The following is a 24,576-nucleotide window of genomic DNA, read 5'->3' as shown; positions in this document are numbered from 1 at the left end:
GTGTGTACGCTCATTTCACTACCAGATCGAGCGCGTCGGCGGTGCAGAGCTTCTATAGCCATCGGAGTCCCCATCCGGTTCCCTCGCCTGGAGTGCTATACATGAAGTGTTTCCTCAAACGGGTCTGCGCGACGTTCGGTGCATCGTTGGTGATGGCAGCGGCCGCTCTGCATGGGGCCGTCGCACACGCCGACGAGATCTCGGTGACGCAGTGGGGCAGCAGTCTCTACGGGCTGCCCTATGCGGTGGCGATGGACAAGGGGCTCTTCAAGAAAGCCGGCGTCGATATCACGGGCATTCTCACGTCGGGCGGCGGCGGTACGACGGTGCGCAATATCCTCGCGAGCAAGACGCCGTACGGCGAAGTCGCGGTGGCCGCGGCGCTTGCCGCGCAACGTCAGGGTCTCGATCTGGTGATCGTCAACGTCGGCACGCGCAGCGTCGCGGAAGCATCGATGGTGACGATGCCGAACACGAACGTACGCAGCGTTGCCGATCTCGTTGGCAAGAAAGTCGCGATCACGTCGCCGAAAGGCGTCTCCGAAATGCTGCTGCTGATGGTGCTGAAAGCCAAAGGCGTCGATGCGGACAAGGTGCAGCGCGTCGCGTCCGGCGGTTACGTGAACGGCCTGACGATGCTCGAGCAGGGCGCCGTAGCGGGTGCCGTGCTGATCGAGCCGCTGTCGATCATTCGCAAGGACAAGTACCGTACCGTCTATCGCGCCGGCGACATCCTGCAGCCGATGACCACCTCCGTCGGCATCACCACACGCGAATTCGCGAAGAGCCATCCCGACGAACTGCGCGCGATCATCGCTGGGCGCCGCGCGGGCGTCGATGCCACGTATGCCGATCCGGCCGGCGCCGCGAAACTGCTCGAAACGAGTTTCAAGCTCACGCCTGACGTCGCGCGCGAAGCGGTCGACAATATGGTCAAGTCGCACATGTGGAGCACCGGCGAATTCGATCGCGTCGAGCTCGACCGCATGACGGACGGTCTCAAGTTGATCGGTGAACTGAACGGCGACGTGGACTGGTCGAAACTCGTCGACACGAGCTTCCTGCCCGCCGACCTCAAAGCGAGGAGCAAGCTATGAAAGCGTGGAATGCGACGCCCGCGTTGCAGATTGTCGAGACATCGACAGCGCGGGCGGCCGTGCCGCAAGAAGCGCATGTCGAGCTGACCGGCGTCACACGCTACTTCAACAAGAACGGCTCGAAAGAGCTCTTTCATGCATTGGGGCCGATCGATCTCACGCTGACGAAGGGCGAATTCTTCTCGGTGGTTGGGCCATCGGGCTGCGGCAAGTCGACCTTGCTCGATGCGCTCGCCGGTCTCGCGAAGCCGAGTTCCGGCACCGTCACATTCGAGGGGCAACCGGTAAAGGGTGTGCCCGACGGCGTCGGCGTCGTGTTCCAGGAAGACGCGTCGTTCCCGTGGCTGACGGTGCGCGACAACATTTCGTTTGGTCTGCGCATGGCGGGTGTCGACGGTGCGGAGATCGCGCGACGGGTCGATTACGCGCTCGGTTTCATGGGTCTGAAAGATTTTGCGGGCGCGTATCCGGCGCAACTGTCGGGCGGTATGCGGCAGCGTGTGTGCATTGCGCGCACACTGGTGATCCAGCCGCGTTTGATCCTGCTCGACGAGCCCTTTGGCGCACTCGATCAGCAGACGCGTCTCTTGATGGGCGACGAACTGCTGCGCCTGTGGCGCGAAACGTCGGCGACCGTGCTGCTGATCACCCACGCGCTCGACGAAGCCGCGATGCTGTCCGACCGGGTCGGTGTGATGTCGGCGCGGCCGGGCCTGTTCATCGATATCGTCGAAACCGGTTGGGAGCGCTCGCGCGACAGTCGCGTTGTATCGACACCGCGCTTCGGCGAAGTGAACGCGCGCCTGTGGGAAAAGTTGCGGGTCGAATCGCTGAAGGTCATGGGCATGCACTGACCGGACGAAGGAGTTCGAAGTGAAAACCGAAACTGTCGTACGGTTTGTCGTCGTTGCCGGGTTTGTCGCGCTGGTCGAGTTGCTGTGCCGCACCGGCGTGATCCCCGCTGCGGTGCTGGTGCCACCGTCGGCGATGGTGACGCACGGCATCGAGATGTTGCGCGGCGGCAAGTTCGATCGCGATATCGTGACGAGCCTGCTCGACATCGTGGCCGCATCTGTCGTGTCGGTGCTGCTCGGTTTCGCGCTCGGGCTCGTGCTGCACGCACTGCCATCGGTGCGTCGGCCGCTCGAACCGCTGCTGGCGAGTTACTACGCGGTACCGACGTTTATCTTCTATCCGGTCTTTATCGTGCTGCTCGGCGTCGGCTCGCTGCCGATCATCGCGATTGCCGTGATGCTCGCCGTCGTTACGATGATCACCGCGACGCTCAACGGGCTCGACCGGATTCCACGCGCGCTGCACAAGAGCGCCCAGGTGATGCGATTGTCGCCATGGCGCTCGGCGATCCATATCAAGCTGCCCGCGACGCTGCCGTACCTGTTCACCGGTGTGAAACTGTCGGTTGCGTATGCGTTCATCGGCGTGATCGCATCGGAGTTCATCCTGTCCGGATCGGGTATCGGCTACGCGATCGGTTATGCGTACAACAACTTCCAGAACGACGACATGTACTCGCTGATGCTGTTCGTTCTGGTGCTCGTCACACTGGTCAACGTCGTGCTGAACCGGATCGATCACCGGTTCCAGGCGCGGCGGCAGCAGTGAAGTCACAGATCATCATGGGAGCAACCGTCATGAGGCGCTTCACCGATGCGCTGCTGGTCTTCGTGGCGATCGTCGCGTGCTGGCAATGTCTGCACTGGGCGGTCGGCGACAGTTCGATGGGTTCGCCGTGGAGCACCGTGCAGGCGCTGTTCGGCATGCTCGGTACGGCGACTTTCTGGAGCAATGTCGGTGAAACGGCACGCGCGCTCGCCTATGCGCTCGTCATCGCGCTCGCGGGCGGCGTCGCACTCGGTGTGCTGCTCGGCGTGAACCGTTTATCGGGCCTCGTCGCCGAACCGATCCTGCTGAACCTGTACTCGTTGCCGAAGGTGACGCTGTATCCGCTGGTGCTGCTGGTGTTCGGGCTCGGCCTGTCGGCAAAGGTCGCGTTCGGCGTCATGCACGGCCTGATTCCGATCCTGATGTTCACGATGAACGCGATCCGTCAGATGCGACCGGTGTACCTGCGCGCGTCGAAAACGATGCGACTGTCGGCATGGCGCACGATCGTCCATGTCGTGCTGCCGGCCATCTTCCCCGAAATCGTCTCGGGCCTGCGGCTCGGTTTTTCGTTGACATTGCTGGGCGTGCTGATCGGCGAGATGTTTGCGTCACAGCGCGGCCTCGGCTATCTGCTGACGAGCGCGATGAATCTCGGTGATATCCGCACGATCATGGCCGTCGCGCTGTTTCTGACCGTATTCGCGCTGTCGTGCAACGGTCTGTTGATGATGGCCGACCGGCGCCTGAAACACCGCTGAGTGGCTATGTACGATCGAATCCATTTCCGTCAAGAGAGGTAGGGACACCATGTACGACGTATTCCAGACTGACCGCCTGATCGACCTGTGGTTGACCGAGGACATCGGCTATTGCGACCTCACCGCGCAACTGATGATCGAAGCGCACGAGACCGGTGCGTTCTACATGAATGCACGCGAACCGCTGATCGTCGCCGGCATCGATGTTGCCGCGCGCGTGTTCCGGCGCTACGACTCGACGCTCGACGTCGTCGTGCGCGTGAAGGACGGCGACAAGGTCGATCCGGGGACGGTACTGCTCGACGTGCGCGGCAATGCGCGCAGCGTGCTCACCGCCGAGCGCACGGCATTGAACATCGTGCAGCGGCTCTCCGGCATCGCCAATCTGACGGCGCAGTACGTGGCGGCCATCGCGGGCACCCGGGCGCGTCTGATCGATACGCGCAAGACGACGCCAGGTCTGCGGATGCTCGAAAAGCATGCGGTGACGTGCGGCGGCGGATTGAATCACCGGCTCGGTCTCGACACAGGCGTGATGATCAAGGACAACCATATCGCCGTGTGCGGTGGCATCGCAAAGGCCGTGCAGCGCGCCCGCCGGCAACTGCCGGTGTTGACGAAGCTGGAAGTCGAGTGCGATCGTCTCGAGCAGGTCAGCGAAGCGCTCGAAGCGGGCGTCGACGTGATCATGCTCGACAACATGTCGGTCGCAGAGATGACGCGTGCGGTCGAGATGGTCGGTGGGCGTGTACAGATCGAAGCCTCGGGAGGGATCAACCTCACGACCATCGGTGCCATCGCGAAGACCGGCGTCGATTACATCTCTACGAGCAAGATCAACCAGGCGGCGGTGTGCGTCGACATCGGTCTGGATGATGCGGAGTAGCCGTCGTGACGACGGGCATCTTCTTCTTCGTGGTCGGTCCGAGCGGTGCCGGTAAGGACTCGCTGATCGAAGGCGCGCGGCGTCTGGACAGCCGGTTCTATTTCGCGCGGCGCGCGATTACCCGGCCGGCCGGATCACCCGGCGAAGATCACGAAGCGCTCGATGAAGCCACGTTCGCCGAGTTGGAGCAACGCGGCGAATTTCTGATTACGTGGTCCGCGCATGGTTTGCGTTATGGCTTGCGAAGCGACTTGCTAACGTTGCTCGCAGAAGGTCGTCATGTGATCGCCAATGGCTCGCGCAGCATGATCGCCGAGCTGGCGACACGCGTGCCACGGCTGGTCGTAATCGAAGTGAGCGCGCCGGCCGACGTGCTGGCGGCGCGCATTCTCGCGCGTGGCCGCGAAACGCCCGAGCAGGTGCGGCTCAGGGTGCAGCGCGAAGTCGCGCCGCACGCGGCCGATGTCGAGACCTGGCGCGTCATCAACGACGGCACGCTGGAGCAGGGCATCGAGCGCTTCATTGCAGCGCTCGAACATGCCGCGAATCCTCCGGCCAGTGAACCGCTGCTGCGCGCGAAGCTCGCCTGCGAGGCGCTCGATGAAACGCAATACGAGGCGCTGCTGCACGACATTCTCGAGTTGCGTTATCCCGACCGCGAGATCGACCGGTTTTTGCTGCACGCATGCAGTCATCTCACCGATGCCGAAGTGCTCGGGCTCGCACGCGTACGGGCGCGACTGATGCCGCGCATTGAATGGCACGAGCCGATCGTCGTCGACAAGCATTCGATGGGCGGTATTCCCGGTAGCCGTATCACGCTGATCGTCGTGCCGATCGTCGCAGCATATGGTCTCGCGATGCCTAAGACATCGTCGCGAGCGATCACATCCGCAGCCGGCACCGCCGACGCGATGGAAACCGTCGCGCGTGTCGATCTCACCGCGCAGCAAGTGCGTCGCTGCGTCGAAGAGGCGCGCGCCTGCATCGCGTGGAATGGCCGGCTCAATCATTCGCTGATCGACGATCGTATCAATGCGTTCACGCGACCGCTCGGGCTCGACACGAACCGCTGGTCGGTGGCGTCGATTCTGTCGAAGAAAGTGTCGGCGGGATCGACGCATGTGATCGTCGACCTGCCGTACGGGCCGCGCGCCAAGCTGCATACCGCCGACGAAGCGCGCGCGCTCGGCGATCTATTCGAATACGTCGGCACAGGCGTAGGCTTGCAGGTGAGGGCGCTCGTCACCGATGGCAGCGGACCGATCGGCCGTGGCATCGGCCCGGCGCTGGAAGTGCGCGACGTCGGTCTCGTGCTCGACAACGACGACAATGCGCCCGCCGATCTGCGCGACAAGGCACTGACATTTGCGGCGCATATCCTTGCATGGGCGCCAGGCGTCGGCGACGTGAGCGAGGGCCGGCGCATCGCTGCCGGATTGCTGGCGAGCGGCGCGGCGCGCGCGGCGTTCGAGCGCATCGTCGATGCACAGGGGCGGCATGCGCAGCCTGTCCTGCCCGGCGCGCGCGCGCAGGCGGTGCGGGCTGCGCACGGCGGCACGGTGACATCGATCGACGGCTGGTCGATTGCGGGCATTGCACGCGAGGCCGGCGCGCCCGCCGATGCCGGCGCGGGCATCGACCTGCTGTGCCGCGTCGGCCAGACGGTGGCTGCCGGCGACACGCTGTATCTGATTCACGCGAACGACGCAGCCGCACTCGATCGGGCCGCGACGCTGGCCGCGGCCACGCTGCAGACGGGATATCGAATAGAGTGAAGCATGAATGACCGGATGAGGAAATCGAAGTGAAAACGACCGTGGTGTCGAGCTGGCAGCAGTTCATGAATCTGACAGCCGAACTGGACGGATGGGCGTTTCGCGGCCAGCAGGACGCGAACTGGCTGCTGCAGAGTTCGCTGTCGCGCTACCTCGCGGCCTTCGTGCCGGATCGCTCGACGTGGCGCATCCAGGAGCAGCGCGCCATCCGCATCTTTCGTCGCAAGGCGCACAACTATCTGTCCGACGTGCGTGCGCTGTCCGACGATCTGCGTTGTCTCGGGTTGATGCAGCATCATGGCGCACCGACCCGATTGCTCGATTTCACGAAATCGCCCTACGTCGCCGCGTTCTTCGCGCTAGAACGAGCGGTCTCCGATGCGGCGATTTTCGCGGTCAACACGCCCGCGCTATGGACCAACCGCGCTTACCCGACCACGACTCCGCATCTCACGCGCGACATGATCGATCCGCGCCGCAAAGGCAACTTCGAGAAGTTCTTCCTGACCGACAAGAACCCGGTGATCTGGTTCGGCGAGCCGTCGGAGATGGACCAGCGCCTGATCGCGCAGGCCGGTACGTTCGTGCTGCCGGGGCTGCTGCAAAAACCGCTCGACGAGATCGTCAACAACTACTCGAGCGACGATGAACTGCTGCGCAAGATCGTGCTGCCGTCGTCGGTGCGCGAGGACGCGATGCGGTCGCTGTACCGGATGAACATTACGAACGCTTCACTGTTTCCGGATATGGAAGGGCTCGCGCGGTCGATTGCGCTCGAACTGGAGATGGTCTGGCCGGGCGGCCCGGCGAAGGGTTTGCCGGACGTGGCCTGAGCGACCGGTTTTCAGCCTGGCAGGGCGGTTTCCCCCTGTTTCGAATACCCCCATCTCGCGCAGGGTAGAAAACTGTATAAACATACAGTATAGTGTTCCCGTCAATCCCGCCTTCGCCGGTGCCCGTTGCCGGAGGTTGACGCCGCGCCATACGTCGTATGCGTCTGGGCCGGCGCCGGGCCACGAAGCCGGACCCACCCCTTCAGACGGTCAGCCAAATTGTCCTCTCACGGAACCATCCGCATCCGCGGAGCACGCCAGCACAATCTCAAGAACCTCGATCTCGATCTGCACACCGGCGAAATGACGGTGGTGACCGGACCGTCCGGGTCCGGCAAGTCGAGCCTCGTGTTCGACACGCTGTATGCCGAGGGGCAGCGGCGCTATGTCGAGACGTTCAGCGCCTACGCGCGGCAGTTTCTCGACCGGATGGACCGGCCGCAGGTGGATCGGGTCGACGGTGTACCGCCCGCCATTGCCATCGACCAGACCAACCCGGTGCGCAGTTCGCGCTCCACGGTCGGCACGATGACCGAGCTGAACGATCATCTGAAGCTGTTGTACGCCCGCGCGGCCGAGCTGTTCGACCGGAACAACGCGCAGGCCGTACGGCACGACACGCCCGAAACGATCTATGCCGAGCTGGTGGCACGCACGGCGGCGGACGATTCGCGGCTCGTAGTCACGTTTCCGGTCGAGTTGCCCGAAACGGCGTCCGATGCGGAGATCGAGCAGTGGCTGTCGGCGAGCGGCTACACGCGCGTGCAGGCGCAGCGCGAGGTTGCTTCGCCCACCGGAACGCGCAAGGTGCTCGACGTGGTCGCCGACCGCTTCCGGCTTAGCAACACGGACAAGGTGCGCGCGGTCGAGGCGATCGAAGCATCGCTGAAGCGCGGCGCGGGACGCGTGAGCGTCTACGTGCTACCGGCCGACTCCGCGACAAACGCCACTGCAGACGCCGAGCCGCAAATCTGGCGCTTCTCGACCGGCCTGCACAACCCCGATAGCGACCTGCGTTACGCGGACCCGCAGCCGGCGCTGTTCTCGTTCAATTCGGCGTACGGTGCGTGCGAAACCTGCCGCGGCTTCGGTCGCGTGATCGGCGTCGATCTCGGTCTCGTCATTCCGGACGCGCGCAAGACGCTGCGCGGCGGTGCGGTCAAGCCGATGCAGACACCGGCCTGGAAGGAATGCCAGGACGATCTGATGCGCTACGCGGCGAAAGCTGATATCCGCCGCGACACGCCATGGGCGGAGTTGAGCGATGCGGAGCGTCATTGGGTGATCAATGGTTCGCCGGACTGGAACGGCAAGTGGCAAAGCCATTGGTACGGGGTGAAACGCTTCTTCGAGTATCTGGAATCGAAGGCGTACAAGATGCACATTCGCGTGCTGCTGTCGAAGTACCGCAGCTATACGCCGTGCGAAACCTGCGGCGGTGCGCGACTCAAGACTGAGTCGCTGCTGTGGCGGCTCGGTACGAAGCCGAACGCGGATGCGGTGCTCGAACCTACGCACCGGTTTTTGCCGCGCGGCGTCGAGTGGTCGCGCAAACAACTCGAAGCGCTGCCCGGTCTGACGGTGCACGACGTGATGCTGCTGCCCATTGAGCGGATTCGCCGGTTCTTCGACGACATCGCACTGCCCAGCGCGTTACTCGACGATGCGCTGAAGCTGCTGCTCGCCGAGGTGCGCACACGGCTCAAGTACCTGTGCGACGTCGGGCTCGGTTATCTGACGCTCGACCGGCAAAGCCGCACGCTGTCGGGTGGTGAAGTGCAGCGGATCAACCTGACCACGGCGCTCGGTACGTCGCTGACCAAAACGCTGTTCGTCCTCGACGAGCCGAGCATCGGTCTGCATCCACGCGACCTGAACCGCATCGTCGAAGCGATGCACCGGCTGCGCGACGCGGGCAATACGCTGGTCGTGGTCGAGCACGATCCATCGGTGATGCTGGCTGCCGATCGTCTGATCGACATGGGGCCGGGCCCTGGCGAGCGCGGCGGCACGATCATCTACGACGGCACACCGACCGGTATCCGCAGCGTCACCACATTGACCGGTGACTATCTAAGTGGCCGCCGTCATGTCGCCGATGCCGCGCACTGGTCGCGGCGCGAAGTCACGGCGGACACACCGCGCATCGTGCTCGAAGGCGCGAGCGAACATAATCTGCGCGACGTAACGGTCGAGATTCCGCTGCAACGACTCGTCTGCGTGACCGGCGTATCGGGTTCGGGCAAATCGACGCTGCTACAGGACGTGCTGCATCCGGCGCTTGCGCGCCACTTCGGCAATCCGACGGAATCGCCGGGCGCGTACCGCAACCTGTCGGGCGCCGAATACCTGAGCGATGTTGTGTTCGTCGACCAGTCGCCGATCGGCAAGACTGCGCGTTCGAATCCGGCCAGCTACGTCGGCGCATTCGACGAAATCCGCAAGCTCTTCACGAAGGCGCCGCTCGCGCAGCAGCGCGGCTACGGCGCGGGCATGTTCAGTTTCAATTCCGGCGATGGCCGTTGCCCGACATGCGGCGGCTCGGGCTTTGAACACATCGAGATGCAGTTCCTGAGCGACGTGTACCTGCGTTGCCCCGATTGCGACGGACGGCGTTATCGCGCCGAAGTGCTCGAGGTGAAGATCGAGCGCGGTGCGCCGGCGCGCTCGCTTAGCGTCGCGGATGTGCTGGAGCTGACGGTCAGCGAAGCGATCGCATTTTTTGCCAACGATGTGGAAGTGCTGCGCGTGTTGCAGCCGATCGTCGACGTGGGGCTCGAATATGTGAAGCTCGGGCAGCCGGTGCCGACCTTGTCGGGCGGTGAAGCGCAGCGTCTGAAGCTGGCGGGTTTTCTCGCCGAGACGGCGCAGCCGCGTACTACGCGTGCCGTAAAACCGGCGGTGGCGGGGCGGCTCGTCATGTTCGACGAACCGACTACCGGGCTGCACTTCGACGACATCGCAAAGCTGATGCGCGCGTTCGGCAAGCTGCTTGCGGGCGGTCATTCGCTGATCGTGATCGAGCACAATCTCGACGTGATTCGCGCCGCCGACTGGCTGATCGATCTCGGGCCCGAAGGCGGTGACGGCGGTGGCCTCGTGCTGTGCGCAGGCACACCCGACGACGTCAAGCAATGCGCGGCGTCGCATACCGGCGCGGCGCTGATCCAGTACGACCGCGCGGTGGGCGCTGCAGTCGAGGCTACCGATGGCGTGCCGTTGCAAACCTCGCTCGCCGCGGCACGCGCGCGCCGGGCGATCGAAGGCGATGACGTCGTGCGTATCGTCAATGCGCGCGAGCACAATCTGAAGTCGCTCGACGTCGATATTCCACACGGCAAGTTTAACGTGATCACTGGTGTGTCCGGTTCGGGCAAGTCGACGCTTGCGTTCGACATCCTGTTTCACGAAGGGCAGCGCCGTTACCTTGAGTCACTGAACGCCTATGCACGCTCAATCGTGCAACCGGCCGGGCGACCCGAAGTCGATGCGGTGTACGGCATTCCACCAACGGTTGCGATCGAACAGCGGCTCTCGCGCGGTGGTCGCAAGAGTACCGTCGCGACCACCTCCGAGGTCTGGCACTTCCTGCGGCTGCTGTACGTAAAGCTCGGCATCCAGCACTGCATCCACGACGGCACGCCGGTGACGGCGCAAAGCGTCGAGTCGATCGCGGCGCAACTGTTGCGCGATCATCGCGGCCAGCATGTGGGCCTGCTTGCGCCGCTCGTCGTCAATCGTAAGGGCGTGTACACCGATCTCGCGAAGTGGGCGAAGGCGCGCGGCAATACGCATCTGCGCGTCGATGGCGAATTCGTGCCGGTGGATCCGTGGCCGAAGCTCGATCGTTTCCGCGAACACACAATCGAACTGCCGGTCGCCGATCTCGTCGTATCGGCGGACGATGAAGCGGAATTGCGTCGTCGGCTCGACGAAACACTGGAAATCGGCAAGGGCGTGATGCATCTGCTGGCGCCACTCGATGGTTTGCAGGATGCGTTAAGCAAAGGGCGTGTGACTGCGCGTGTCGGCGACGTGAAGGTGCTGTCCACCAAACGCGCCTGCCCGGTGTGCGGTACCAGTTATCCGGAACTCGATCCACGGATGTTTTCGTACAACAGCAAGCACGGCTGGTGTACGACCTGCGTCGGCACGGGCCTCAAACTCACGCGCGAGCAACGCGCCGCTTACGACGACACCGTACTGATCGAAGACGGTCGCGGTCGCGAGCAGAGCCTGCCGTCGGAGGAACAGGAACCCGAAGGTGTAGTCGACGAGCCGTGTCCGGACTGCCATGGCACGCGGTTGAACCCGGTTGCTGGCGCGGTCACGTTCAGCTCGAAGGCGATCGTCGATGTCGCGCGCTGGACGGTTAGCGATACGCGTCGCTGGATCGACGGTCTCAAGCTGACGGGGCGCGACGCGGGTATTGCACGCGATGTCGTCAGTGAGATCGGTAGCCGGTTGCAGTTTCTCGAAGAGGTCGGGCTCGGCTATCTGAGCCTCGATCGTGCCGCGCCGAGTCTGTCAGGTGGCGAAGCGCAGCGCATCCGGCTCGCCGCGCAGCTCGGCAGCAATCTGCAGGGCGTCTGCTATGTGCTCGATGAACCAACTATCGGTCTGCATCCGCGCGACAACCAGATTCTGCTGAACGCGCTGCGCAAGCTCGGTGACAAGGGCAACACGCTCGTCGTCGTCGAACACGACGAAGACACGATCCGCCGCGCCGATCACATCATCGACATCGGTCCGGGCGCGGGCAAGCGCGGCGGCACGCTGGTCGCGCAGGGCAGTGTGGCCGACCTGGCCAAACAGCCCACGTCGCTGACCGGACAGTTTCTCGCCCGGCCGATTGCGCATCCGTTGCAGCCGCGGCGTACCGTCGAGCTGGCGCGCAAGAACAAGCCCGCGGTGCCGGAGCAGTGGCTGACCGTACACGGCGCGAAGCTGCACAACCTGCGCAATGTCACGGTCGGCATTCCGCTCGCGCGGCTCGTCGCCGTAACGGGCGTGAGCGGTTCAGGCAAATCGACGCTCGCGCGCGACGTGCTGATGACCAACCTGCTCGATGCGGTCGGCCGCTCGGTGTTGTCGTCGCCGGCCACGCGGCGTGCGCGTAACGCGGTTCAGAGCGCGCCCGCGGCGAACCGTCGTTCGAGCGTGCTCGCGCGCAGTGCACCGCGTCCTGCGTACACGGTGAACCACGTATGGCAGGGCTGCGAATCGATCACCGGCTGGGAAGCGATCGACCGGGTGCTCGAAGTCGATCAGACGCCGATCGGCAAGACGCCGCGTTCGTGCCCGGCGACGTATATCGGCGTGTGGGACACGATCCGCAAACTGTTTGCCGATACGCTCGAAGCGCGGGCGCGAGGTTATACCGCGTCGCGCTTCTCGTTCAACACCGGCGACGGCCGCTGTCCCGCGTGCGAAGGCCAGGGCGTCCGTACGATCGGCATGAGCTTCCTGCCTGACGTGAAAGTGCCGTGCGATGTCTGTCACGGGCAGCGCTTCAATCCGGAAACGCTCGCCGTGAGCTGGCGCGGCAAGAACATCGGCGACGTGCTGACGATGGAAATCGACGAAGCCGTCGAGTTCTTCGCACCGATGTCGAACATCGCGCATCCGTTGCAATTGATGAAGGACGTCGGGCTTGGTTATCTGACGCTGGGCCAGCCTTCGCCGACGCTATCAGGCGGCGAGGCGCAGCGTATCAAGCTGGTCACCGAGCTGAGCAAGGTCCGCGACGACATCACGCGACGCGGACAGAAGGCGCCGCACACGCTGTACGTGCTCGACGAACCGACGGTCGGGCTGCACATGGCCGATGTCGCGAAGCTGATCCGCGTGCTGCACCGGCTCGCCGATGCGGGGCACAGCGTCGTGGTGATCGAGCACGATCTCGACGTGATCGCCGAAGCAGACTGGATCATCGATCTCGGCCCCGAAGGCGGTGCGAGCGGCGGCACGATCGTCGCAGCGGCCGCGCCGGAGCAACTGGTGCGTGTGGCGCGCAGTCACACGGGCGAGGCGTTGGCGCCGGTACTGGCGCGCAGTGGCGATCAGCCTGCGGTGGAAGCGCAGGTTAGTGTGGGGTGAGGGTTAGAAGATGCGTTCGCCGTGCCTGCGGAGTAGTGGCACGGCGAACGCCAGCGCGAGTGGCCTGCGCTCATTTGGTCGTGTAGCCACCATTGATCAACAACGTCTGACCAGTGATCCACCAGCCGTCCGTCACGAGATGGCGGATCAGCGGCACGACATCCTGAATGTCGGTTAGCCCCGTCTTGCTGAACCCCGACAGCGATGCAGCGGTCTTGTGATACGCAACAGCATCTGCGCCTTCGGCGGGGTAGAAGAACGGCGTATCCATCGGACCGGGTCCGACAGCGGTCACCGAAATACCGCGTGCACCGAATTCCTTCGACGCCGCGCGCGTGAAATGCTCAACCGGCGCCTTGCTGCCCGCATAGCTCGCGTAGAAAGGCGTGAACGCGCCGAGCAACGACGTGACGAGCGTCACGAGTTTGCCGTTGTCCTCGAGATGCTTGCCCGCCTCCTTGATGAAAAAGAACGCGCTCTTCGAGTTGACCGCGAACATGTCGTCGTACTCCGCTTCGGTGATCTCGACGAACGGCTTTTTCAGGACCTTGCCGACGGTGTTGATCGCGATATCGATCCGGCCGAACGCGCTCTTCGCATCGGTGAACAGTTTCTCGACTGCGGTCGCCGTCGTTAGATCGGCCTGAAATGCACGCGCGTCGGCACCGGTTTGCTTGATGGCCGCGACGGTTTGTTCCGCCGCGTCCGCCGTCGCTGCGCTGTTGTAGTGAACCGCCACCGCTTTTACGCCGTGCGCCGCGAGATCGCGGGCGATCAGGCCGCCCAGATTCTTGGCGCCGCCCGCGATGAGTGCGACCTTGCCGTTGAGCGAATGATCTGCCATGAAAACCTCCTCGTTACGATGGGACGTTCCAGTCTAGACAAAACATTGTTAAAGATAATCTAGTGAATACTGGATTAATTATCCTGATTCCTGAACAATCATCGAGATTCAGTCCACGCGGTGAGTCAGTTTTCGACGGGAATTAGCAATCGTCCGGGGCTTACTTCAACACGATCGACCGGATCTCCAGTTCGGAAGGAAACGCCGGGCCTCTGTACTTGATCATGACGATGTCATTCACCGCTTCATGAATCTGGCAGAAGCGACGGGTGGAGTTCCGGCGGTCCTCCTTTGACGTATCGCTGCGAAAGGGGACGTGACCCATCGATGTCCGTCACATCCAGAAGCGCACCCAGTTCCGCGCCGATCAATGCACGGCCCGACAGTGCCATCCTGTGTCCGGATCGATAGAGGGCTGCGATGACTCTGCCGGTGAATTGCGGCGACTCGCGACGCGTGGCCGGCATCGACTCCGGCGCGAACGACGCCAGGTACGCTCGGGCACGCTCCGTATCGAGGCCGCCCATCCAGATCGAGATCGCCGCGACATTGTGTTCGCGCAGTTCCCTTGCCATGTCGGCGGCCATCTTGTCGGCTCCGGCTTTTTGCGCGCCATACGCCGGACCGTGGTGATAGCAAACGGACCCGTAATGGCCGGTGTTCACGATCAATCCCTCGCCGTTGCGGATCAGCAAAGGTGCCGCGTAGTAACTCGCGACGAAGTGTGACCGCAGACCCACCGTGATCAGGTCTGCCGCATTCAGCGATTTCTGCCAGAAGCCACCAGGCGACGGCAACTCACCGACGTGCGCCGCGTTGTTGACGAGAATATCGAGCCGCCCGTGCTCGTTTCGAATGCGCTCGAAAAACGCTGCGACAGCCTGATCGTCCGCATGATCGACGACAACGGGGATTCCTTCACCGCCTGCTTCATCGATAAGTTTCGCGGTTGTGGCCACGGTTCCGCCGAATGGCGAATCATCTTCGGTCACGCTGCGACCCGTCACATAGACGGTCATGCCGGCCTGCCCCAGCGCAAGCGCGATCCCCTTTCCTGCTCCGCGGCTTGCGCCCGTGACGACTGCAATGGTTTTCTTCATGGATAACCTGTCCGTTCCCGATCTGTGATGTCATATCAATCTTGTGTCGCCTGGACCAGGCGGCTGAATCGCAGTGTAGGAGTTACGTCATGGAAACAGAAACGCACATTTCGGCGTCATGGTCACACCTGGATGACCGTGCTGTCCTTCGGGACTCCCGTCGAGTGGGCAGGGTCCTCGCGCGTGTCGGCGACAAGTGGAGCGTGCTGATCATCGTGTTGCTCCATCGTGGGCCGAACCGTTTCAACGTGATCAAGCGCTGCCTTGAAGGCGTCTCCCAGCAGATGCTGGCTCGCACGTTGCGAGCGCTGGAGCGCGATGGCATCGTCTCGCGGTCGATATTGCCCACCCGACCGCCACAGGTCGAATATGCACTGACGGCGCTTGGGCAGTCGCTGAGCCATCCTGTTCTGGTGCTGGGCAGTTGGGCGTGCGAGCACATAGACGAGATCGACGCCGCACAGCGTCGGTTCGACAGGGAGGAGAGACAGGCGAGTAGAGGGTTTGAAGCGGTTCCTTGAACCGCTCCACACGTCTCCTGCCTTATTGATGTCCACCCAGAATTGACCCGGCCGAAAAGGATATGGACCGACTCGATCAACTGAAGGTGTTCGTGCAGATCGCCGAGATGGGCAGTTTTATCAAGGCCGCGAACCGGCTCGAACTACCGCGCGCGACGGTGTCCGCGGCGATCCAGCAACTGGAAGCTGCGATGGGCACGCGTTTATTGCACCGGACGACGCGCACGGTGCAGCCAACCGCCGATGGCCTACTGTTGATCGAACGCGCGCGTGAACTGCTTGCGCATGCGGACGAACTCGATGGACTGTTTCATGCGCGGCTCGATGTGACCGGTCGCCTGACCGTCGATGTGCCGAGCCGGATCGCGCGTCGGCTGATCGCACCGATGTTGCCCGCATTGCTGCGGCGTCATCCGAAGCTGCAACTGGCGCTGCGTTCCACCGATCGTTCGATCGACCTGATCCAGGAGGGCGTCGACTGCGTGATACGCGTGGGTGAGCTGACGGATAGCAGTCTCGTCGTCAGGCCGCTTGGCCGTATCGCGCTGATCAATTGCGCGAGCCCCGGTTACCTGAACGAACATGGGGTGCCGGTCGATCCGCGGCAACTGGAGAGCGGACACTGGATGGTTGGCTATGCATCGCCGACGACCGGGCGCGAACTGCCATGGGAGTATCTGGCTGAAGGCGAAGGACACGTGTCGCATGTGGCGGTGCCGAGTCGCGTGATCGTTAACAACGCAGAGAACTATATTGCGTGTTGCCTCGCGGGTGTCGGCCTGATCCAGATTCCGCGCTTCGACGTGCAGTATCTGATCGATCAGGGGCGGCTCGTGGAAGTGATGCCGGAGTGGCGCGCGGCGTCGATGGATGTGTCCGCGCTGTATCCGCATCGGCGGCAGCGATCGCGAAGGCTCAATGTGTTTATCGACTGGTTTGAGGAATTGATGCAGCCGTATCTTGAGCGTTCGCGTTAGGCGCGTAACGATTGTCCTGTTTGCCGTTCGATGTACCGCAGGCGTTATTTCAGAGGAGCTTATAGCCTATGCCCGATGTCATCAAAACACTTAACGGTGTGCAGGTACTTGTCTTTTCCGCCGATGCTGCATCGATCACTAGCGAACCGGATGCCAATGCTTTGCTCGAGCAGATATGGGCACACGATGCGAGCTGGATCGCGATACCTGTTGAACGGTTGAGCGACGATTTCTTCGCGCTGCATACACGGCTTGCAGGAACCGTGTTGCAGAAGTTCGTGAATTACCGGGTGCAGGTGGCGATTGTCGGGGATCTGTCGCGGCATCTGGCGCGTAGTACCGCGTTGAACGACTTCGTGCGTGAGTCGAATCGCGGCGCGGCGGTGTGGTTCGTGCCGGACCTCGATGCGCTTGCTCTTCGACTCGCCGGAGCACCGGCTTCGCGTTGATCGAGTATTCGCACTACGGAATACAGTAAAGCGCACCGTTCGACACACGTCGCTTAATCTTCAATTTTTCTCAATGAGAATTAGCGCATCCGCTATCGCTTCAATGCGAATGCGCTAGCGAATCTTGTCCTGCTAAAGCGGCGCGGCCTTTGGCAAGGCGCCTGCCGGGATCGGTACACGATACGACGGCAACATATCGCCATCGCCGCAACCCAAGTCAACACACAAATTCGCACTTCGATAGAAGTAAATATCGGTGGACAGGTTTTATTTCAGCCCATTACATTCTGGTTTCCTTATAAAAAAGAGATACCACGATGCAGCGGACAATCGACAAGAAATGACGATCTGATTTCGTAGTCAGGTTGTTGCGACCAGAGCTTCGTCGCACGGAGAAACCTGCTTCCAGATCGCTCGTAATCCCTCCCTCGTACATTTCCATCGCTGGCTTCTCGCAGTAGAGGCCGGATGGGTCACGTCGTGCCTAAGCATCGGCGAGATCTCTTATATAAACAATAATGGGTACTTCCAAAGGCATTCGGAATTCCGTCGGAATCCAGATCATCTGCGCCGGCCTGGCGAGTCTGTCTGGCGTGATCGCCTGTTCCGCCAACGCGCAGGAAGCCACGCCGGCAGTTGCTGCAAGTGCCGCGAGCGCGGCAAGTGCAGCGACTACCGCAAGCGCTCCCGTAGCCGCCAGTGCACCGCAAGACGCAGTCAAGGGCGATGCAGTGAGTCTCAAACCGGTCGTCGTCACGGGATCGCGGATTCCCCGTTCGCAAAAGGAAGGACCGACGAGCGTCACGGTTATCACCAGCAAGGACCTTGAGACCAAAGGCTACCGGAATGTCTACGATGCGCTGGCCCAGCAAACCCAGAATACGGGATTTACTCAGGGCGCCGACTATGGAAATACCAACACGCCTGCAGCGAATGCAATCAACCTGCGCGGATTAGGTGCGAACCACACGCTGGTCCTGGTCGACGGGCGCCGGGTAGCCGACTATCCGGTCGCCTACGATGGCAGCGTCAACTTCGTGAACATGGCGAATATCCCGTCGGAGATGATCGACCGCATCGAAATCCTGAATGGCGCGGCGTCGGCAGTCTACGGTTCCGATGCGATCGCGGGCGTCGTGAACATCATCATGAAGAAGCATATCGATGGCGTGGAAGTGAACGTGAAAGGCGGCACGACACAGGATGGAGGCGGTACCAACGGACGGGTGCAGATATCCGGTGGCAAGGACTTCGGTGCGCTAAGCACGGTCTTCGGCATCGAGGTGAGCAGGACCAATCCGATCTGGTCGGCGCAGCGCGACTTCATGTCGTCAGCGACGCTTGAGGGAGAAACACCGATGTCGATCTGGTCGCGCCAGAATCTCGATACCGGGCAGTACCTCGGCGGGCCTGCTTCTTGTGGCGCGCTCAGCGGTATCCATGCGTTCGGCGGCAGCGTGTCGACCGTCAATGGAAAGAGCGGTGCGTATTGCGGCAGCGGCAAGGCGCAGCCGGACTTCTGGACAACCCAGACGGGCAACACCAGCGAGAACATCTATGGCGGGTTCGAGTACCGTCTGAACGACAAGACGACGCTGTTCGGTACGGCTTCCGGCGCGTGGGATCAGACCAGCAACAATACGCGGGGACCGCGCTGGACGTCGGCCGCTGCGAGCACCGGTTACTTCTTCAACCAGACAACCGGCGCCGACGAAGTGTGGAGCAAACGCTTTGCGCCGGAGGAGATCGGTGGTGCGTCGGTGTGGGACAAGCACTGGAACGACGCGTCGGGCAATCTTGCACTCGGTGTGCGCGGCGCGATCGGCGACAGCAGCTGGAACTACGAAGCGGCCTACAGTGCGTCTGGTTATCAGAGCCGCGAGACGATACCGATTCTGAAATCATCCATCGATACGTACTATCTGGGTCCGCAGTTAGGAACCACCGCGGGCGGTGTGCCGATCTACGCACCCAATGCCAGCCGCTTTGCGACACCGCTCACGCCGTCACAGTTCGGCTCGCTCTTTAGCGAATCCGCAAGCCAGGACAATTCGTGGACGCAGACCTTCAGCCTGAGTGCCAACGGCAATCTGTTCAAGCTCCCGGCCGGCATGGTCAAGGCGGCCGGGGTGCTCGAATACGGTACGCAGGGGTTCAGCAATACGACCGATCCGCTGATCTACCAGGGCGCGTATTACAACCCCAACGATACGGGGACGTTTAGCGGCAATCGCCAGCGTTATGCGGCCGCCGTCGAGTTCAACATTCCGCTCATCTATCAGCTCGATGCGACCGTCGCGGGCCGCTACGATGACTACTTTTATGGCGGCCACAGCGCCGGAAAACTGACCTATCAACTGGGCCTCGAATATCGACCCATCAACACATTTCTCGCACGAGGCAACTACGGGACGAGCTTCAGGGCGCCCGATATGAATTACCTCTTTCAGGGCAAGCAGAAGGGCTACTACCCGAGTACCACCGACTACTATCTCTGCAACCAGTCGGGCCAACCCCTGAACAACTGCGAATTTGCGAATATGTCGCCGGGCGCCAACAGTGTCCAGTCGGGCAACAGCAACCTCCAGCCGGAAAACGGTACCTCGTGGGGCTATGGATTTGTGTTTTCGCCGACCGCGGATGTCGATTTTTCGGCCGACTACTACAACATCCGCATCGACAATCTCGTGACGGTGATCAACTCGGACAACCTGTTGCGTACCGAGGCCAAATGTCGCGAGGGACAACTCAACATCAACTCGCCGGATTGTCAGGACGCGCTGGCGCGCGTGGTGCGCAATCCGCTGACGGCGGTGCTGAATCCGGGCGCGATCAACGAGATACTCGTGAATCCGATCAATGCGGCCATGGAGCGCACCAGTGGTTTCGATCTGACCGGCAAGTGGCGCTTCAGGACACGCGGGCATGGCAATTTTCTCTGGACCGCCAGTTTCACGAAGGTGCTGTCGCACAAGTTCCAGCAGTACGCGAACGGCCCGGTGCAGGACTTGCTGCATTCGCTGCAGGATCCCACTAACACCCCGGAGTGGCCGGACAAGCTGACGGTCAGCGTGACGTGGTCGTTTGCGAAATGGATTTCGACCTTGCAGGTCGAGCGTTACGGCAAGGTACCGAATGCGGAGCAGACGGGCTATCTGACACCGACGGCACTCGCCAACCTGAGCATCGCGCATGAATTCAGCAAGGACACGTCGGTGACGCTCGTCGTCAACAACCTCATGAACACCATCAAGCACGACGATTCCGGCGGATGGCCGTACTATACCGTTGGCTACTACATGCCTTACGGGCGGACTTTCTGGCTGGAATTCGATCACCGCTTCAACTGAGCACTACTGGAGAACCAGAACATGAACATTCGACTTCATCATCTGGCGGCATCGATCATGCTGATTGCATCGAGTGCGGGCTTTGCCGCTACCGCACCGTCCACCGCGACCACTGCTAACGCTACGCCGGTGCATTTACCGCCTGGCATCGCGTGGCAACAAGGCGATGTGGATGCGGCCTTTGCGCTGGCTAAAACGTCCGGCAAACCGCTGCTGCTCTATTGGGGCGCTGTCTGGTGTCCGCCGTGCAACCAGGTCAAGGCCACCATTTTCAGTCAGCAGGCATTCAAGGACCGCTCGTCGTTTTTCGTTCCGGTCTATCTCGACGGCGATAGTGCGAATGCGCAGAAGGTCGGCGAGCGATATAAAGTGCGCGGCTATCCGACGATGATCCTGTTCAAGCCCGATGGAACGGAGATTACCCGGCTGCCTGGTGAAGCCGATCCCGATCGCTATATGCAGGCGTTATCGGCGGGCTTGAATGCAGCGCATCCGGTCAAGCAGACCTTTGCCATCGCATTGAAAGACGGTGCGAAACTGACCCGCGATGACTGGCGCATGCTGGCCAACTATTCGTGGGACACGGATGGCGACTTGCCGGTGCCGGCGGACCGCATCGGCACGACGTTGCAAACGCTGGCCCGGCATGCAAAGGCCGATCACGCACCGGCCGAGTCGCAGCGGCTCGAATTGACGGCGGTGAACATTGCGGCATCGGGCGATCCGAAGCAAAGCGGCACGCTAGACAAGACCACTGCGCTGGCAGCGTTGCATCAGGTGTTGCAAGACCCGAAACTTAGCCGCGACGACTTCGATGCTCTGATCGAGAGCCCCGCGGACGACACGACCTATCTCGTCGGCAAGGGCACGCCCGCGCAACGCGATCTGGCGAAGCAATGGGACGCGGTACTCATGCGTCTCGCCGCCGATACTTCGTTGTCGACGACTGACCGGTTGTCGGCGCTCGATGGCCGCGTGAACCTCGCGCGACTCGACATGCCGAAACCGGCGCCGCTCGCTAAACCGCTACTCGATGTGGTGCGCGAACAGGTTGCTGCCGCGGACAAGGCAACGACTAGCGCATGGGAACGGCAGTCGGTGATCAGCGAAGGCGCCGAGACGCTGACCGATGCGGGGTTGATCGACGAATCGGATACGTTGCTGAAGTCGTCGATGGGACGTTCGCCCGCGCCGTACTATTTCATGTCGGAACTCGCAGCGAATGCGAAGGCGCGCGGCGACAAGGCCGCTGCGCTCGACTGGTACCAGCGTGCCTACGATGCATCGAGCGGACCGGCAACCCGTCTGCGCTGGGGCGCAAGCTATTTCGCTGGAGCCGTCACACTCGCACCTGACGACGCTGCGCGCATCCAGCGCGTTGCCTCCGATCTGCTCGTTCAGGCGGGCCAGACGCCCGGCGCGTTCTATGGCACCAACCGGCGCGCACTGAGCAAGGTCGTCACGCAACTCGAACAGTGGAACAAGGGCGGGGCACACGATTCGACGGTGAAGGTGATCGTCAAACAGTTCGAAGGCGTGTGCAGCAAGCTGCCCGCCGGCGATGCAGCGCTAGCGACGTGTGAGAGTCTGATCCGGCCGGTTAAGGCTTGAGATTGAGGCAGGGCCAGGAAAGAGACAAGCGAGTGAGAGCGGTCCGCGTTGCGGCGGTAGCGCGGACCTTGCGGCAACGCGGTATAGCGTGTCTTGCGCAGTCAGGCAAACGTGAGTTCGCCTGGTGTGTGCGCGGCTAATATCGCGGCCTGACTGGGGAAGACAATGTCGTCATCGGCTCTCGAACTGGACAGGATAATCGCGCCCGTGAAAGCGAAAGCGCGCATTCAAGCACTCGACGTGATTCGAGGGCTGTCCATCCTGGGGATTCTCGCGGTCAATGCCGATGGGTTTGCGTCGACCATGTTGTCCGCACTCAATCCACCCACCTGGCTGTTTCCCAATCAAGGCTGGACGGCAATCCTGTTCTGGATCATGGATGCGTTCTTCCACGATAAATTCGTCACGCTGTTTTCGATGCTATTTGGCGTGTCGCTGTTCCTTGTCGGCGGCGAACGATCGGACAGGCAGAAAGGTAGATTGCTACGGCGCAGGCTAACCGTGCTGTTCGTGTTCGGGTTGCTGCATGGTTTTGGCATCTGGTGGGGTGACATCCTGTCGCTTTACGCGATGACAGGCGCCATCATGTTCTTCTGCCGGTCGTGGCAACCGAGGACATTGATGATCGTAGGTATCGTCCTGTACGCCTTCATGCAGTGCAAAGAGTTGCCGCCTGGCGCATTGCCGTTCGCTTCTCCCGAGGCGAGGGCTCAGGCGGTGGCGAAGATGGTTCCGGGTCGTGCATCGATCGCCAGACGCAAGGCGCGGGCCGTCGTCGAGCAGACCGAAGCCACGAGTTCCTGGGCCGGCGCCTACCGTGAAAATGCGCGCGAATACCTGCGCCTTCTGTCGGGCAATCCGTCGCTCGTGCCCGCGACGCTCGCTCTGATGATGATCGGTCTGGCGTTGTTCAAGTCCGGCTTCCTCGCGGCAAGATCGAGCACACGACGCTATACAACCGTGATCGCCACCGGTGCGATCGCGTTAGCCGTTGTAGGGTGGCTCACCTGGCAGAAGGACATCGCAGGCGTACCGGTTCTGGGCGGAGACGTCGTCGCGTTGTTGCTCACACCGGTTATCTCTCTGGCTTACGCCAGTACCCTGATCCTGATCTTGAGGGCGGGCGCGGCATTCGCGCTGTCACCACTAGCGGCCGCGGGGCGGATGGCTTTCACCAACTACCTGACCCAATCGCTGATCATGACGTCGATCTTTTACGGCGGTCGCGGGGCGCTGATGGGCGAGATCGACAGACCCGGCCTCTGGGGCATCGTCATTGCCGTGTGGGCACTACAGTTAATCTGGTCGCCGCTCTGGCTGTCGCGCTTCGAGATGGGGCCGTTTGAATGGGTATGGCGCTGCCTGACCTACGGCCGCCGGCTCCCTCTGCTTAAGCAAACGTGACACCGGAAGCCGTCGCGTCGTCTTCCGGAGTACGCCATCAGTCGCGGCTCATCAATTCTGCGACCCCAGCCACGCATCCGTCAGCCCCATCTCATAGGCAGCAATCAACTGCTGTAGATGCGTACTGGGATGGTACGCATCGGCGAACATATAAATCTGATCCGCGTTGGGCGCCACATAGGTGGACGGACTACAAAAAAGCGCGCTGTCGGAATCCGCCGCATAGGGAATCGGCAAGGGAATTGGCCCGCACGCCACCTGCGTAGCGTTGCTGCCGTCGTACTGGAACCCAAGGCTCTGGAAATTAGCGGCGGTCTGATTGAAGAACGTATAAGCGTCGATCTGCAGCACGGCTGTTGAAGCAGGCAATGCAGCCGCCAGCCCCGTGTTCAACGCTTGCGTGATCTGCTGCAACGCCTGCATCGAACCGGGTAGTTGCTGCTCTGCCGCCGCACCGGCTGGTGTCTTGCTGAGATCAGGCACGTTCTGCACCGCAACGTGCTTCGCGCCGTTTGCGAGCAGCGTCTGCACGATGCCAGCCAGCTGGTTCCCGACCTGTGTTGCGGTAGGCAAGACCGCTGTCAATGCCGTGGCCGGATCGGTTCCTGACTGGATCGCATTCACCCACGCGCCATACACGTCCTGAACATCGTTACCGCCGGCCTGGATCAGCACCAGTTGATGGGTGTTGAAGCGTTGGTGCTGAGCGAGGTAAGCGGCGACCTGTGAGGTGACCGGTGTTTGCAACTCGCCGGTGTCGCCGGTGGCATCGCCGGGATTGGGCGGATTCGCCACACGTGCGCCGCCTTGCGCATAGCCGAAGCCGTTGGGTTGATTGACACTCGGTTGGCCGAAGCCGCCTGTCAATGCCGGTGTCAACGTGACGTTATAGTGCGCGGCAATGCGTTGTACCGCGATCAAACCCGGATTGGTGGTGTAGCGACCGCCGCCGAATCCGCTAGCGTAGGCATACGTACCGACGTCGGACAAACTGTCGCCGAACGACACGACCTGCTCGATCCGGTTCGGGTTGTCGGATGCAATACCGCCACCGCAGGCGGACACGGTCAGGCAAACAGCGCAACTCAGGACAAGACGCAACCAGGACCTTGAATCCATAAGCACCTCGGCAGACAGGAGTGAAGGCAAAGCGGCGCCTGCTGCTTTGCCTTGCCAAGGTTCCACGTTGTACCTATCCACCGAACGATCGTCAACTTGCTCGAACGTGTGAAAAGCCGGCTTC

The 24,576-nt window shown here is 62.0% G+C and carries 17 protein-coding genes; 14 read left to right on the top strand and 3 right to left on the bottom strand.

Annotation, left to right across the window (positions count from 1 at the left end; all coding sequences use genetic code 11):
• The first annotated feature begins 101 nt into the window (after nt 1–101).
• The 8 genes from BWP39_RS03795 to uvrA all read left to right on the top strand — a co-directional run bounded on the left by BWP39_RS03795 (nt 102) and on the right by uvrA (nt 13,077).
• Nucleotides 102–1,097, top strand: a complete 996-nt coding sequence (locus BWP39_RS03795) for an ABC transporter substrate-binding protein (protein ID WP_096717020.1) — start codon at nt 102–104, stop codon at nt 1,095–1,097.
• Complete coding sequence (locus BWP39_RS03790; RefSeq protein WP_096717018.1) at nt 1,094–1,951, top strand: ABC transporter ATP-binding protein; 858 nt, start codon at nt 1,094–1,096, stop codon at nt 1,949–1,951. The genes BWP39_RS03795 and BWP39_RS03790 overlap by 4 nt, the downstream gene beginning before the upstream one ends.
• 19 nt (nt 1,952–1,970) lie before the next feature.
• A complete protein-coding gene (locus tag BWP39_RS03785; RefSeq protein ID WP_096717016.1) occupies nt 1,971–2,720 on the top strand; it encodes an ABC transporter permease in 750 nt (249 codons plus the stop codon).
• 29 nt (nt 2,721–2,749) lie between these two features.
• The gene (locus tag BWP39_RS03780) at nt 2,750–3,481 is read left to right on the top strand and encodes an ABC transporter permease (protein WP_096718525.1); all 732 of its coding nucleotides are present in this window, start codon (nt 2,750–2,752) and stop codon (nt 3,479–3,481) included.
• A 49-nt stretch (nt 3,482–3,530) separates the two neighbouring features.
• Nucleotides 3,531–4,367, top strand: coding sequence for a carboxylating nicotinate-nucleotide diphosphorylase (gene nadC / locus BWP39_RS03775; RefSeq protein WP_096717014.1), 837 nt, complete (start codon nt 3,531–3,533; stop codon nt 4,365–4,367).
• Nucleotides 4,368–4,372: 5 nt separating this feature from the next.
• Complete coding sequence (gene phnN / locus BWP39_RS03770) at nt 4,373–6,145, top strand: phosphonate metabolism protein/1,5-bisphosphokinase (PRPP-forming) PhnN (protein ID WP_096717012.1); 1,773 nt, start codon at nt 4,373–4,375, stop codon at nt 6,143–6,145.
• Nucleotides 6,146–6,174: 29 nt separating this feature from the next.
• Nucleotides 6,175–6,978 carry an FRG domain-containing protein gene (locus BWP39_RS03765; RefSeq protein WP_096717010.1) on the top strand — a complete coding sequence of 268 codons (804 nt, stop codon included), beginning with the start codon at nt 6,175–6,177 and terminating at the stop codon, nt 6,976–6,978.
• Between the two features lie 219 nt (nt 6,979–7,197).
• On the top strand, nt 7,198–13,077 hold the full coding sequence (gene uvrA, locus BWP39_RS03760; RefSeq protein ID WP_096717009.1) for an excinuclease ABC subunit UvrA: 5,880 nt from the start codon (nt 7,198–7,200) through the stop codon (nt 13,075–13,077).
• Between the two features lie 70 nt (nt 13,078–13,147).
• Here the strand turns inward: uvrA and BWP39_RS03755 are convergent, their stop codons facing one another.
• Together BWP39_RS03755 and BWP39_RS03750 are read right to left on the bottom strand one after the other, a co-directional pair.
• On the bottom strand, nt 13,148–13,921 hold the full coding sequence (locus BWP39_RS03755) for an SDR family oxidoreductase (RefSeq protein ID WP_096717008.1): 774 nt from the start codon (nt 13,919–13,921) through the stop codon (nt 13,148–13,150).
• A 245-nt stretch (nt 13,922–14,166) separates the two neighbouring features.
• On the bottom strand, nt 14,167–15,021 hold the full coding sequence (locus BWP39_RS03750; RefSeq protein WP_096717007.1) for an SDR family NAD(P)-dependent oxidoreductase: 855 nt from the start codon (nt 15,019–15,021) through the stop codon (nt 14,167–14,169).
• A gap of 89 nt (nt 15,022–15,110) precedes the next feature.
• Between BWP39_RS03750 and BWP39_RS03745 the strand changes: the two genes are divergently transcribed.
• From BWP39_RS03745 to BWP39_RS03720, 6 genes are all read left to right on the top strand, one after another.
• On the top strand, nt 15,111–15,542 hold the full coding sequence (locus BWP39_RS03745; RefSeq protein ID WP_096717006.1) for a winged helix-turn-helix transcriptional regulator: 432 nt from the start codon (nt 15,111–15,113) through the stop codon (nt 15,540–15,542).
• Nucleotides 15,543–15,604: 62 nt separating this feature from the next.
• The gene (locus tag BWP39_RS03740; RefSeq protein ID WP_096717005.1) at nt 15,605–16,519 is read left to right on the top strand and encodes a LysR family transcriptional regulator; all 915 of its coding nucleotides are present in this window, start codon (nt 15,605–15,607) and stop codon (nt 16,517–16,519) included.
• A gap of 68 nt (nt 16,520–16,587) precedes the next feature.
• A complete protein-coding gene (locus BWP39_RS03735) occupies nt 16,588–16,968 on the top strand; it encodes a DUF4180 domain-containing protein (RefSeq protein WP_096717004.1) in 381 nt (126 codons plus the stop codon).
• 518 nt (nt 16,969–17,486) lie between these two features.
• Nucleotides 17,487–20,318, top strand: coding sequence for a TonB-dependent receptor plug domain-containing protein (locus BWP39_RS03730; RefSeq protein WP_096717003.1), 2,832 nt, complete (start codon nt 17,487–17,489; stop codon nt 20,316–20,318).
• Between the two features lie 21 nt (nt 20,319–20,339).
• Nucleotides 20,340–21,929 (top strand): thioredoxin family protein, encoded by a 1,590-nt coding sequence (locus BWP39_RS03725; RefSeq protein WP_096717002.1) that lies wholly within the window; start codon nt 20,340–20,342, stop codon nt 21,927–21,929.
• A 207-nt stretch (nt 21,930–22,136) separates the two neighbouring features.
• Nucleotides 22,137–23,333, top strand: coding sequence for a DUF418 domain-containing protein (locus BWP39_RS03720; RefSeq protein WP_207556581.1), 1,197 nt, complete (start codon nt 22,137–22,139; stop codon nt 23,331–23,333).
• A gap of 51 nt (nt 23,334–23,384) precedes the next feature.
• On the opposite strand, the gene BWP39_RS03715 is transcribed toward BWP39_RS03720, so the two are convergent.
• On the bottom strand, nt 23,385–24,452 hold the full coding sequence (locus BWP39_RS03715) for an SGNH/GDSL hydrolase family protein (protein ID WP_096717000.1): 1,068 nt from the start codon (nt 24,450–24,452) through the stop codon (nt 23,385–23,387).
• Nucleotides 24,453–24,576: the final 124 nt, after the last annotated feature.

Origin of the sequence: Paraburkholderia acidicola, assembly GCF_002362315.1 — a bacterium.
In the GTDB taxonomy this organism is placed as follows: domain Bacteria; phylum Pseudomonadota; class Gammaproteobacteria; order Burkholderiales; family Burkholderiaceae; genus Paraburkholderia; species Paraburkholderia acidicola.
This window is presented reverse-complemented; position numbering and strand designations above follow the sequence as displayed.